This window comes from bacterium, from assembly GCA_030247525.1.
Classification (GTDB): Bacteria; Electryoneota; JAOADG01; order JAOADG01; family JAOADG01; genus JAOTSC01.
Genome location: JAOTSC010000088.1, coordinates 1 through 13,811 on the forward strand (window position 1 = coordinate 1; position 13,811 = coordinate 13,811).

Annotated in this window: 10 protein-coding genes; 6 read left to right on the forward strand and 4 right to left on the reverse strand. The window is 47.4% G+C overall.

Translation table 11 applies throughout. The features are described 5' to 3' along the window. Nucleotides 1-590: hypothetical protein (locus tag OEM52_09195; protein ID MDK9700305.1), on the reverse strand; the 590-nt coding region annotated here is incomplete at its 3' end. 374 nt (nt 591-964) lie between these two features. Here OEM52_09195 and OEM52_09200 point away from each other — a divergent pair. After that, on the forward strand, nt 965-4,213 hold the full coding sequence (locus OEM52_09200) for a PAS domain S-box protein (protein MDK9700306.1): 3,249 nt from the start codon (nt 965-967) through the stop codon (nt 4,211-4,213). A gap of 325 nt (nt 4,214-4,538) precedes the next feature. On the opposite strand, the gene OEM52_09205 is transcribed toward OEM52_09200, so the two are convergent. Next, complete coding sequence (locus tag OEM52_09205) at nt 4,539-6,041, reverse strand: leucyl aminopeptidase (protein ID MDK9700307.1); 1,503 nt, start codon at nt 6,039-6,041, stop codon at nt 4,539-4,541. Nucleotides 6,042-6,161: 120 nt separating this feature from the next. Further along, complete coding sequence (locus OEM52_09210; GenBank protein ID MDK9700308.1) at nt 6,162-6,626, reverse strand: redoxin domain-containing protein; 465 nt, start codon at nt 6,624-6,626, stop codon at nt 6,162-6,164. Between the two features lie 300 nt (nt 6,627-6,926). On the opposite strand from OEM52_09210, the gene OEM52_09215 reads away from it, so the two are divergent. The 4 genes from OEM52_09215 to OEM52_09230 all read left to right on the forward strand — a co-directional run bounded on the left by OEM52_09215 (nt 6,927) and on the right by OEM52_09230 (nt 10,056). Next, nucleotides 6,927-7,463: a peroxiredoxin gene (locus OEM52_09215; protein ID MDK9700309.1), complete on the forward strand. Its 537-nt coding sequence runs from the start codon at nt 6,927-6,929 to the stop codon at nt 7,461-7,463. A gap of 117 nt (nt 7,464-7,580) precedes the next feature. Continuing rightward, nucleotides 7,581-8,531 (forward strand): thioredoxin-disulfide reductase, encoded by a 951-nt coding sequence (gene trxB, locus OEM52_09220; GenBank protein MDK9700310.1) that lies wholly within the window; start codon nt 7,581-7,583, stop codon nt 8,529-8,531. 92 nt (nt 8,532-8,623) lie between these two features. Next, nucleotides 8,624-9,223 (forward strand): Rieske (2Fe-2S) protein, encoded by a 600-nt coding sequence (locus OEM52_09225; protein MDK9700311.1) that lies wholly within the window; start codon nt 8,624-8,626, stop codon nt 9,221-9,223. 191 nt (nt 9,224-9,414) lie between these two features. Next, nucleotides 9,415-10,056 carry an O-methyltransferase gene (locus OEM52_09230; GenBank protein MDK9700312.1) on the forward strand — a complete coding sequence of 214 codons (642 nt, stop codon included), beginning with the start codon at nt 9,415-9,417 and terminating at the stop codon, nt 10,054-10,056. Between the two features lie 68 nt (nt 10,057-10,124). Here the strand turns inward: OEM52_09230 and OEM52_09235 are convergent, their stop codons facing one another. Then, the gene (locus tag OEM52_09235) at nt 10,125-10,685 is read right to left on the reverse strand and encodes a YqgE/AlgH family protein (protein MDK9700313.1); all 561 of its coding nucleotides are present in this window, start codon (nt 10,683-10,685) and stop codon (nt 10,125-10,127) included. Nucleotides 10,686-11,065: 380 nt separating this feature from the next. Between OEM52_09235 and gyrA the strand changes: the two genes are divergently transcribed. Further along, complete coding sequence (gene gyrA, locus OEM52_09240; GenBank protein ID MDK9700314.1) at nt 11,066-13,690, forward strand: DNA gyrase subunit A; 2,625 nt, start codon at nt 11,066-11,068, stop codon at nt 13,688-13,690. Nucleotides 13,691-13,811 lie beyond the last annotated feature (121 nt).

Here is a 13,811-nt window from a genome sequence, read left to right on the forward strand (position 1 = left end):
ACGATAAACAGCAGTCCAATCCGGGTTACTATTGTAAACGTGAGATCAACCGTTTGAATGTAGTAATGCGATTGCGATACCCGTTGTCCCCCCTTACGCGATTTAAGAAAAGCGACCCGTAAATAGCGCATGATCCGAACCCAGGATGCCCATAAGATTACTAATGCCAGTGGGATTAAAATCAAAGCGATTAACAAGCGGGACAACGGATCGCGGGTCTCCTGCACCACTGATTTTGAATAGACGATTTCGCGCAATGCCAATTCGAGTTTTAATGCTAAAACCGCCGGCTGAATTCCAGTGGCGCGTTGTTCTTCGCTGCCAAATCCCCAAATCGTCTGGTCGCCAGCCATCAGCAATGCTGAATCGCCAAACATCTCGACATGTAACTCCGGTTTAGGATCTTTGGCATGCCATTCTTGTAATCGGGCGCGCAACAACCGTGACGATTCGTCGAGCGACATGCCGGGCAATGCCGTTTGAATCGTGATGACTGACGTAGCATCCAATTTAATTGGGATGCCGGCATTCGCCGAAGAAATCGATAGTAGCGTGAGCAAAACGACTACTGCTGTCGTGAGAATTTGCACGGTTTTTACCTTTCCTGAGTGCAAAACACAAAGTACAAGTGTTTGCAACGACCGACAAGTAAGCGAAACGGCAAGAACCGAAAAACTTGCTTGTTCAGAAAAAAAGAGCTGAAGCGAGCAGTGAGACCGTAATTTATTACAAATACACTAATTACCCTTGCAAATTCCTCAAGACATGCGTAGTTTTGAGAAATCCAACACGCCAGTATTTTGTCCAACAACTATCTTTCTCGATGTAATTCATTTCCGAAACATGAACCAATCGTTCTTGGTTAGGAGTCACTTTGATACAGAGTAAACCAAAACGAAACAGTAAGACGTCGTTGACTCTTCTGTTTGTTTTGATAACGGTAATTATATTAATTGCTGGAAGAATGTACTACATACATGGTTTTGAAGCGCTCGTTGGATCAAAGTCACAGGAATTAGATGCGGTAGTCAAACTAAAACGAAACGAACTTTCCAATTGGTTAGATGAGGTAAAACGCGATGGCGCGTGGTTACAGAATAGCGATTATCCCAAGAAAACGATCACGAGTATTTTGTTAAATCCTTCCAACAAGATTTTACATCAAGAAATCAACCTTCTCTTTACATCACTTATTGCTCATGAGGATTATGAATTCGTAGCCGTGTATGATTCCGTAGGCAAATTTCTTGCTGGTACCCGCGACAACCGTACTCCACTGACCGACAAACTGGTAAAAATTGCAAAGACTTCAATCAGACTCAAACAAATACAAGTATGTGATATCTGCCGCGAAAGCACCGCCGATTCCTCGCTGAGTTTAGAGTTCATCGTTCCCATTGTTGCTGTGGATAAAAGTGGCAAATCAGTACCAGGGGTCGTGGTCATTTCCATTGATCCTTCAGTATCACTCTTTCCAATATTCTCGTCGATTCCGGTTGCAAATAAATCGATTGAGTGCATCTTAGCCCAAAAGGAAGGTGATAGCATTGAGTTTCTTACAAAACTCCGTTATCAATCTACTGAGCAGCGGCAATTCAGAGTGTCTTTTCGCGAAGATCTTCCGGTTGCACAGCCATTCTTTGGCAAAGAGGGAGTGTTCACCGGTTTTGATTATCGAAATGAGAAGGTCGTTTCTTCGGTTTACCGGGTACCGGATTCTGATTGGGTAATCGTTGCAAAAATCGATTTGAACGAATTGAAAGAGCAGGATGCTCTCCGGTATTACAGTATTCTTTTTGTAATGTTTCTAACCATTCTGACTTGCGGCTCCATCATCTATTCGATTCACCGTTATCAACAACACGATTTTTTGAAACGTAAACTCGAAGACGAACAGGAACGCAGTGCTTTAGAGTCGGAGCTGAGAAAAGAGCGTGAGCGCAGCGAAGAAGCAGTGCGGACACAGAGTCGACAGTTAGACAGTTATTTCATGCATAGCCTCGACTTGTTGTGTATCGCCAGCACCGACGGTTATTTCTTACGTTTGAACAAAGAGTGGGAGAATACATTAGGATACAAACTTGATGACCTTGAAGGTAAGCGGTTTCTCGACATGGTACATCCGGATGATTTGCAAGCAACATTAGATGCCGTATCACGCTTAGCTGGGGATAATGCTGTTCTAAACTTTGTTAACCGTTATCGCAAAAGAGATGGGACCTATCGATTCATCGAGTGGCGGTCGTATCCCCATGAGGGTGTCATCTTTGCTGCGGCAAGAGATATCACCGACCGTTTGAAAGCGGAAGAGGCATTACGAGCAAGTGAAGCAACCGCCAAAGAAACTGCATATTGGCTGCAAAGATCACAGCGAATTGGACGATTAGGATCGTATGTCCTCGATGTAAATACTGGAGTCTGGCAAAGTTCAGAAGTGTTGGATGTCGTATTCGGAATCGAAAAAGACTACGAAAAAACCGTTGCTTCCTGGGCGGCAATCGTGCACCCCGATTACCGCGAACGCATGATAAAGTACTTTACCGACCACGTTGTTCGTGATCGAAATCTCTTTGATAGTGTCTACAAAATCGTTCGGCAGAATGATGGCGCTGAGCGCTGGGTGCACGGATTAGGGGAGTTGTCGGTCGATGAGCATGGCAATATTTTGACGATGTTTGGGACGATTCAAGACATCACCGATTTGCAAAACGCGAATGTTGCTAACGAAGAACTTGCGCAACAATGGCAACAGACATTTGACGCTGTATCAGATGGTATTGCAATCATTGACCCCGAACGGAGAATCGTTCGTTTCAATCAGGCTTTTCTCAATTTCACTGACCTCGCTTCCGAGCAGATTACCAACCAATTTTGCCACAAGATTATCCATAATACTGACGATCATTTGCCTGAATGTCCGATAGAACGAGCAAAGCAAACGCTCAGACGTGAAGTAATGGAGGTAAGTTCAAACAATCGTCACTTAGAAGTCGTCGTTGACCCAATGACCGATAAAGCAGGGCAGTTTATCGGAGTAGTTCACGTGATGCGCGATGTCACAGAACGCAAAAACCTTGAAATGCAATTAGCACAGTCACAAAAAATGGACGCGTTAGGACGATTAGCGGGCGGCGTTGCCCATGACTTTAACAATCTCCTCACGGTTTTTTCGGGGACTGCTGAGCTAATAAAAGTTTCGCTACCGGACAATGATCCTATACAAGACACCTTAGATCAACTTTTAACTACTGTGCAGCGTGGCTCAACCTTAACCCGTCAACTACTGGCATTCAGCCGCAATCAGCCAATGCAGCCAAGAGCACTGAATCTGAATCGTGTCATCGACGATATGCAAAAGATGTTGCATCGGTTAATCGGGGAGGACGTTGAACTCATTTTCATTTTGGGTGGCGATCTACCATCAATTTATGCTGATGCCGGACAAATCGAACAGGTGATCATGAATCTCGTGGTGAACGCCCGTGACGCGATGCCGCGCGGTGGAAAGATTACCATCGAGACCGAATTCTACGAATCTGTCGAAGAGACTTTACACCAATATCAGAGTATAACGCCCGGTAAGTATTGTCGAATCGTAGTGAGTGATACCGGATGTGGTATGTCGGAAGAGGTTCTGCAACACGCATTAGAACCGTTCTTTACTACGAAACCGGCAGGTAAGGGAACCGGTTTGGGACTCTCAACCGTCCATGGGATTGTCAAACAGTCAAAGGGGTATTTAACAATTTACTCCGAACCGAATATCGGTACAGCCATCAAGATCTACTTCCCGATTTCAGAAGAAACACCGGATGAAATGGTGATTAAAACCGATATCCACGTGGCGCTTGGTTCCGAGCGAATTCTCGTTATCGAGGATGAGCCACATATCCGGGAGTTAGTTTCCAAAGTCCTTAGTAATACCGGTTACATGGTTGTAACGGCATCGGATGGAGAGGAGGCGTGGACGATTCTTCAAACCGATGATAAATTCGATCTAATGGTATCGGATGTTATCATGCCGCGAATGGGTGGGATTGAACTTTATCAACGGATAAGCGAAAACAAACTGCCAATTAAGGTACTATTTATGTCGGGGTACACACTGGAAAGCGGGTTGCACACGATTCAAGCCTTAAACACGCCGTTCATCCACAAACCGTTTTCTGCGCAAGTGCTGCTCGAAGCGATTCGAAAAGCATTAACCACATGATTCACATTGATAAAAAACACCCCCCGCTGCCGAAGCAACGGGAGGTGGTCGTGCAGGAGAATCTTAAGTTGGCGCGATTCACCTCAACCGAGACGAGGGTGTAACTCACACCTCATCACGGAAGGTTTATCAGATAAGTTCTTGCACTGTACTTCTCTATCGACACATCTCGATGAAAACTTGAGCTTTTTCTCGACCGTTAGTTGGAATAGAGTGCCGAAAAGTCAGAGAGATACTGAAAGCTTGTTGTTATTTCATTACTTGTTTCATCGAAAAGGGACACACCCGAGTGCGTCCCTTTTCGTTACCTGTACCTTAGGGTAGCTTATTCCCAAGTCTTCATCAATTCGATGAGGAGTCGGACACCAACCCCGGTGCCAACCCCGCTCGGGTAAATTGCCTTCCCTTTTACGTCGTTAGCCGTTCCTGCGATGTCAAGATGTACCCACGGGGTGTCACCAACAAATTCTTTCAGGAAGAATGCAGCCGTTATGGAACCGCCATCCCTGCCGCCGGTATTCTTCATATCAGCAACGTCACTCTTGATCTGGGCGCGGTACTCATCGAACATCGGCATCCGCCAGCAGTGTTCACCGGCACGCTCACCTGCGGCAATGACTTTATTCGCTAAGTCTTCGTCGTTGGTAAACAATCCGGTCGCATGGTGCCCCAATGCAATGACAATCGCACCGGTTAGGGTTGCAAGATCGATCACGCCACGTGGTTTGTAAGTCGATACCGCGTAATGCAGGGCATCGGCTAATACGATCCGGCCTTCAGCATCGGTGTTGTCCACTTCGACCGATTTTCCATTCATCATCATAATGATGTCGTCAGGACGATAGGCGCGGCCATCCGGCATATTCATGACGGCGGGAATTACGCCAACCACATTCACTGGCAACCGCATCGCTGCTGCGGTCTTCAAAGTACCTAATACAGTCGCCGAGCCGCTCATATCGTACTTCATGCCGCGGATGCTGTCGCCCGGTTTCAGGTTCAAACCGCCGCTATCAAAGCAGAGCCCTTTTCCAACAATACATAGCGGTGGATCGCCCCGCTTGCCACCCCGGTACTCCATAACGATTAAGAACGTGGGTTCGGCGGAACCGCTGCCTACCGCGAGAATACCATTCGCATTCATTCGCTTGAGTGCTTCTTCGTCAAAGATGTGCAGAATCAGTTTAAGATCCTGCGAAATGCCTTCCGCGGTACGGGCAAGATAGGTTGGAGTGATTACGTTCGGTGGTCCGCTTTGTAAATCGCGAGCGAGGGTAATGCCATCCAGCAAAATTTCCGCACGAGCGCCGGATTCCTCTAATGGTTTCTTGTCCTTAGCTTTTTCGACATACAGGGTGATTTCTTCGACGTCTTTAATTTTTTCAAGATCGACGGTCTTATGCCGGTTGAATTGATATAGCGATAACCCGGTACCAACGATAGCACCTTCGGTCAATTCAGGAGTACCAAGTTTATCGGTAGTGGTGGGATCGATCAGAATAGAAAATTTACGGATTCCCATGTTCCGAGCGTACACTGCCGCCTGCCCACAGGCTAGCCGCCATGTATCGTTCGAAATCATGTCTTTACCCAATCCCCAGAGAATCATTCGCTTGATTCGTGCACCGCCTCTGCCATACACCATAATACCTTCGCCGGTTTTTCCCGTGAAGTCTCCAGTCGCAAGAGCCGGTTGCAGGGTCCCTCCGACCAAATCGTCCAGCGAAAGGAAGAGTCCTTTTTTCGGATTCGTCCCCTCCTTCGCCAATACGATAAGTAGTGGGGTGGCAAGATCAACTAATGCACCGGATGCATATCGGTATGTCATAGCTTCTCCTTGGAAAATGTAAATCGCTCTTTGCTGGATTCAAGCGATAGCTTTATTTTCATTGGGCTGTATCAAACACGGTTTGCGAAAACCGGTACCCTACCGGTGGTTCAGTGCGCCTCAACCCGCTTTGTATACCGGGATCGACTCTGGCGACCGAAAGGGCGACGTTTTTCCACACAGCTTAGCTAACGTTAAAAAACCAGCTTTATCAAAAGCTTCAAAGCCGGCAACCACGATTCCAACGGAATTCAACAGGAATACAGTAGGAACGACTTCGATGCCGTAGGCATTCGATACATCATATCCCGGTTGTTCCACTAAAATTGGAAACGAAGTTTGATAGGTTTGTACGAACGAATGAATCTGCCGGTTATCGAGCGTTTGACAAACACCATAAACCGGAACACCCATTCCATACAAGCGTTCAACAAACGAAACCGAATACTGACAAGTCGGGCAATTCACCTTGAAAAACAAGAGTAACAAGGGATCTGATTTCAGCAGATTGTGGAGGTTAACGGTAGCTCCAGTTATCAAAGGAAGTGAAAACTGGGGTGCCGATTTGCCTATCGGGACAATCATTGATACTTTATTTCTTTCCCGTTGTTGTCAGAAACACCAACCTCCGGGTAAATATCGGAAATCCACTGAATCGAGCAGATTTTCGACCCGGAGTAATTAAATAAACAATTGGAATTACTACGATTAATTCGTCGTAAAAGGACTCGGCCGGTTCAGCCGAATAAGTCCTCGTAATATAATGTTTTTTCTTCAATTTTGCAACACCAAATGAGATAAATTGGGAATGCAAACGAGGTGCAGAATACACCCGTAATTCAAGTAACATCAATGTATAGTAAATCAAATCCAAGGAGAGTTCGTATGGTACAAGTTGCCAGTGCCGCACCATTGTTTGAAGCCGACGCCTTAGTTGGTAAGGAATTTAAAAAGATTGCACTCGCCGATTATTTGAAAAAGGGGAGTAAAAAAGGAAAGTGGGTAATATTATTCTTCTATCCACTTGATTTTACATTTGTTTGTCCTACGGAAATTCGTGGCTTTGCCGATCAGTATGATGATTTTAAAGACCGAAACTGTGAAGTTATCGGTTGCTCGACCGATAGCAAATTTAGCCACAAAGCTTGGAGTGAAGCGAAGGATGGGATCGGGCTGCTGCCATTTCCATTAGTAGCCGACTTCAACAAAGTAATTGCCCGAGATTACGGAGTATTGCTTGAAAATGCTGGATTTGCTCTTCGAGGCACTTTCATCATTGATCCCGATGGCATTTTACAATACATGGTGGTGCACAACACCAATGTTGGTCGTTCAACCGAGGAAACCCTCCGGGTACTCGATGCGTTACAAGCCGGGGGAATGTGTCCGGTTAACTGGAAAAAAGGACAAAAACAGCTCTAAACACATTTTCTACGTATAACAAATGCACGGACGCACCTCAGACGTGCGTCCGTTTGTTTGGTAAGTAAACAGTGTGCTATTTTACGTACAACGAAACCTTCAATTACGGAGACGACGATGTCCCTTTCTACTGCCGACCGCTTGGTCACAATCCTTGGTTCAGGTCCCGCTGGCCTTACTGCAGCGATTTATGCCGCACGGGCGAATCTTAAACCACTGGTATTCGAAGGTCCCCAGCCGGGCGGTCAATTAACAATCACCACCGAAGTTGAAAATTTTCCCGGATTTGAACATGGTATCATGGGACCGGATTTGATGGATGTGATGCACAAACAGTGCGAACGGTTTGGTGTCGATTTTGAATATGACGAAGTTGTGGAAGTTGACTTTAATGGTCCCCCATTTATCGTGAAAACCCGGGGGAAAAGTTGGACAACCGAGGCGTTAATCATCGCAACTGGAGCTTCGGCGCGACTAATCGGGTTACCCAGCGAAAAAGAACTCATGGGGTATGGTGTCAGCGCTTGTGCAACGTGTGACGGTTTCTTCTACCGGGGGAAGGAAGTTGCTGTCGTAGGCGGTGGCGATACTGCAATGGAGGAAGCGACCTACTTAACAAAGCATGCGTCGAAGGTCACAATTATTCACCGACGGGAACAATTCCGGGCATCGAAAGCCATGATCCAACGGGCACAGGAAAATCCAAAGATCGAGTGGAAGCTCAACACGACTGTTGATGAAGTTTTCGGAACCCGCGAAAAGGGTGTTCATGCTTTAAAACTTCGAAACCTCCAAACTGGCGTGCTCGAAGAATTCAAAGTCGATGGGCTTTTCATTGCGATAGGTCACGAACCGAACACAAAACTCTTCGCCGGGAAGTTGCCGATGGATGAAAGTGGTTATTTACTGCCGACCCCCGGCTCGACAAAACTACAAATTCCAGGGATGTATGCAGCGGGCGACGTTGCCGATCATACTTATCGCCAAGCAATCAGCGCGGCGGGTACCGGTTGTATGGCAGCAATCGACGCCGAACGCGATTTAGCTGCTCGCGGAATCGAAGCGTAAACAGTTGTTCCAATATTGGCTTCAAAGTGGACAGACATTCGTCTGTCCACTTTTTTTCTTTCAATGAGCGATTCCCTACGTATATTCTAACGATGCCTAATCAAATCAAAAAACAATCCGATGCCGAGCATAGCACCGAATCGCTCAATTGGATCCACGAGCAATTCGATAGCGATCCCCTCATCCAGGATTTTATCGAAGAAGAAGGAGTCGTTGGCGACGCGGTGAATTCCCAAGTGGAAGACCCTTTTTCGACCTTCGCATTTGAGACGGCAAGTATCGCCATCGAACGACAAACGAGCCAACTCGCGCCGTGGCAAATCTCTCCCCCACCACCCGATGGATTTTTTGAAACGGTAGCGTTGGATTCGATTCCCATTGGAAAGGGAGTCGGAATGCAGGTGTACAACCGGAAAGTGGCAATCTTTCGCCTCTTCGATGGCACCGTGAAGGCAACGGACGATGTTTGTCCGCATGCCGGCGCACCGCTTAGCAACGGTATCATCGACGGTTGTCAGTTGATGTGTGTCTGGCATGGTTGGACCTTCGATCTGCGGACTGGTATCTGTGATGTTAATGAACACACGATTCTCGGTTTCTATCCCATTGAAATCAGAGAAGGGATGATCTTTGTGGGAATTCTTGCCGAACAACCAACTGTACCCACTCATCACTTAATCCCAAGACAGTAGTCATATACATCCGATAATTGGCGTGTATTGTAATATAAAACTTACACCAATTTGATAGGAATAAGAATATGATTTGTCTCATAATATGTTGTGTAAAATGGATACTCTTGTTTATGTGTTAGATTCTGAACGATGAAATTCGTATCAATTTACATGCAAACCTTCGTTTGTGATTTACCGAAAAGAGAAATATGGAAAGAACGATTTTAAGCCCCGAGTTGACAGAGTATCTCTTCGATTTAGAGAATCTCCGATCCCGGAGTGCTTGGCTTAAACATATTGAAAAGCGAGCTGTTGCAGAAGAATTCCCGATTATTGGACCATTAGTCGGTCGATTACTTGCGACACTTGCGCGAGCAGTACAAGCAAAAAGAATTCTGGAATTAGGTAGCGGCTTCGGTTACTCGGCGTTATGGTTTTCCAAGGGGATGGAATCGGGTGGTGTAATCGTTTGTACCGATGGCGATGCAAGAAATCGTGATTGCGCTTTTGAGTATTTTTCGCAGGCACAGCTATCCCAACGCATCGATTTCAGGGTCGGTGACGCATTAGCGACGGCACGTGAACTTAGCGGTCCTTTCGATATTGTCTTCAACGATATCGATAAACACGAATATCCATCAGTCATTGAAGAAGCCCACCGGTTGCTGCGTTCAGGTGGGTTACTCATTTCCGACAACACGCTGTGGTCCGGGAGGGTATTCGATCCTGAAGTGAAAGATCGTAATACGAAGGGGATTAAGCAGTACAACGAAATGTTGTTTGCTGATTTGCGCTTCTTCTCGACCATCGTTCCTTTACGGGACGGAGTATCGGTCTCTGTGAAGTTGTAGCGGAAACCAGTAGAATTTGCACAAAAAAACGCAGACGGTTGTCTGCGTTTTTCGGTAGTATTTCTATCTCAATTCAAGTTTGGATCGTCGGGGAAAGTTGACAACAAGGCAAACTCGCCGCCCATGCTTTTCATTAGCACTCGCCAGAGATCGTTGGGGTCAGTTCGAAACAGGATGTCATCGCTAACTGTCGCAAGTATCCAGCCACCACGTTCGATTTCATCGTTTAATTGCCCTTCACCCCAACCGGAATAGCCGACGTAAAATCGGACTTCCTGTTTCCATTTCGGTTCTTGATTAATAACCTCGGCAATTCGTTCGACCGTGCCACCCCAGAATGTACCATACTTGACTGATTTGGAACCATTGACCCGCAAACCGATGCGATGCAGGATATGCAATGTATTGGGTTGTACTGGACCACCTAAGAACAATGGCAAATCGAGCGAAGGCTCTTCGACCACTTCGCTTACTTGCAGCGGCGTTTGTCGATTCAGCACCAAGCCGTACGTGCCGTCTTCATTGTGTTCGCATAGCAAAACAACGGTACGTAGGAAATTCGGATCGCGAATCGTTGGATGTGCGATCAGAATAGTACCTTGCGACGGCTTTTTTTCGACTTGTATCATGGGTACAGATCCAGTTAGAGAAAGGATTCGGTGAATGTACTCATCCTAAGTTACACTTTTGTAACTTGAAAGCGAATCGTTTCAGTAAGTAAGTTACGAAACCTCTCCTCTCCAGAAAACTCCCCCTGAAACATTTTACAGAAATTCTGTATTCATCGGCACTTACCAAGATTGACCGAAGTACCTACCTCCGTTTGGGAACCCTACCGGAAACGAGTATATTTCTTGTTTAGAGTTCACTGAAGAAACGGGTTCCGGCTTGGTTTCCCACCGCAACGGTTCACCGTTCCACACCGAAGAGCAACGCTCCTCATACGATAACAGAGCGCAGCAGATTTTTACGGACATCGAAGATGTCCTAACAGGATTATACGACTCGAATGAAACAAGCAGACGTTTTCGAAAATGGCAATTTCGATCCGATTGACATCGTCGATGAAATGAAATCGAGTTATCTCGATTATGCGATGTCGGTGATTGTATCGCGTGCGCTCCCTGATGTGCGCGACGGACTGAAACCGGTGCATCGCCGGATCCTATATGGAATGGAAGAACTCGGTGCTAATGCCGGGAGACCGTATAAGAAATCCGCCCGTATCGTCGGTGATGTGATGGGTAAGTACCATCCCCACGGCGACTCAGCAATTTACGATACACTTGTCCGGATGGTGCAGCCGTTCAGTTTACGATATCCGTTGATTGATGGACAAGGTAACTTTGGCAGCGTCGACGGCGACGGCGCAGCGGCAATGCGATATACGGAATCCCGCTTAGCGCGAATTGCCGAAGAGATGCTCGCTGATCTCGAAAAAAATACCGTACCGTTTGGTTCCAATTACGATGACTCACTCAAGGAACCATTAGTTTTGCCCTCGAAGTTGCCAAACCTGTTGGTGAACGGTTCTTCGGGTATTGCGGTCGGTATGGCAACCAATATCCCACCCCACAATTTACGCGAAGTAGTTTGGCTATTGGAAGCGATTCTTGATAACCCCGAATTGACGAATGAAGAGTTAATTCAAATTCCGCGTCAGCATGGTACCGGGATGTTGTTTGCCCCCGATTTTCCCACCGGCGGCATCATCCAAGGGGTGGAGGGCATTCGCGACGCTTACACCACCGGACGCGGCAGAATCGTTGTGCGTGGTTTAGCAGATATCGAAGAGACCGACAAGGGAAACCGTCAACGCATCATCATCAAGGAAATTCCCTATCAAGTCAATAAAGGGAAACTCATCGAGCGTATTGTCGAACTGGTTAACGATGGAAAAATCGAAGGGATCAGCGACATTCGCGATGAATCCGACCGCGAAGGAATGCGTGTCGTTATCGAGCTAAAGCGTGATGTTATGGGGCAGCAGGTACTTAACGCGCTGTTTGCCCACACGACCCTGCAATCGACGTTCGGGGTGATTCTCATTGCGTTGGTCGATGGGGCACCGAAAGTGTGTACGCTGCGCGACCTCTGCACCAAGTTTATCGAGCACCGGCTGGATATCATTATCAAGCGGGCGCAATTCGATTTGAACAAAGCGCGCGACCGCTTACACATCGCACTCGGTTTACGTCTCGCAGTCGACGACATCGACCGGGTTGTCGCAATCATCCGAGCAGCAAAGAATGTCGAAGAAGCCCGCAATGATTTAATGGCGGCATTCTCCTACGAGCGGACAAAGATGCTGCTGGCACAGCTCCACATCACCAATGAGATGGCGAAAGTTGTGGAGGGGCAAGGTTTAAGCGAAGAGCAGGCAAAAGCGATTCTCGAAATGCGGCTCTCCCGGTTAACCGGTCTCGAACGACAGAAACTGGAAGATGAAATCGCCGCGCTGCGGGAACTGATTCTGGAGTTAGAGTATTTGCTGTCCCATCCCGAGCGACAACGCGACGAAGTTAAAAAAGAACTCACCGAGTTAACGGCAACCTATGGCGATGAGCGCCGCACCAAGATTGTATTGGAAACTGGTGATATCGGTTGGGAAGATTTGATTCCCAACGAAGAGATGCTCGTCACCATCAGCCATCAGCAATATGTGAAACGCTTGCCGGTATCGGCATTGAAGCGGCAAAACCGTGGCGGCAAGGGATTACAGGCGACCAAGCCGAAAGAGACCGACTGGATCGACCACCTCTTCACGGCGATGATGCACGATACGTTGCTCATCTTCACCAATCAAGGTCGCTGCTTACGGGTCAAGGTCTACGAGATTCCGCAGATGCAGCGCGCCTCGCGTGGTACACCAATTGTCAATTTGATACAAATCGATCGCGAATCGGGTGAAGAAATCCGCGCGGTACTCCCGGCAAAAGACTTCAACCCCGAATTGTATATCGTATTTGTGACGCGGCTTGGAAAGATTAAAAAGACTTCGCTGGATTCGTTTAAGTTTGAACGTAAGACCGGAATCCGGGCAATATCGCTGCGTGACGGCGACGATTTGGTACAGGTCTTAATGACCGACGGCACTGAACAAATTGTAATCGGCACGAATTACGGAAAATCGATTCGGTTCGACGAGGAATCCGCCCGTCCGATGGGACGCGACACCGAAGGGGTGAAGGGAATTACGTTAAGTCACGGCGACACTGTCATCGGATGTGTTTCGGTGCCGAAAGATGTTGACAATCGCAAAGAAATTACGTTACTTGCGGTTACCAATCATGGTTTTGGCAAACGCTCAACCCTCGATGAATACCGGGTGCAAGGGCGTGGTGGACAAGGGATTATGACGGTTCGGGTGACCCAGCGGGTCGGACCGATGATTGCCTTGATTCTCGTGACCGATGCCGACGACTTGATGGTGATAACAACTGGTGGAACGGCAATCCGGCAATCGGTTGCCCAAATTCGTGTTACCGGACGCGCTACCCAAGGCGTTCGTTTAATCAAACTGGGCGACGGCGAAGCAATCGCCGATATCGCACGAGTCGCGCCGGAACCGGAAGAGGAAGGCGAGGACGCGGGGAATGGAACCGATTTATTTGAAACGGTGGGTGACAGTTAGTGGCGACCGTCGATAAACAATCCGATGCAACCATCCGGCGGCTATCGAAGTATCACCGCACGCTTGAGCTTGCATTACAACAAAACAAACGCACACTCTCGAGCAATCAGCTCGCCCGTGA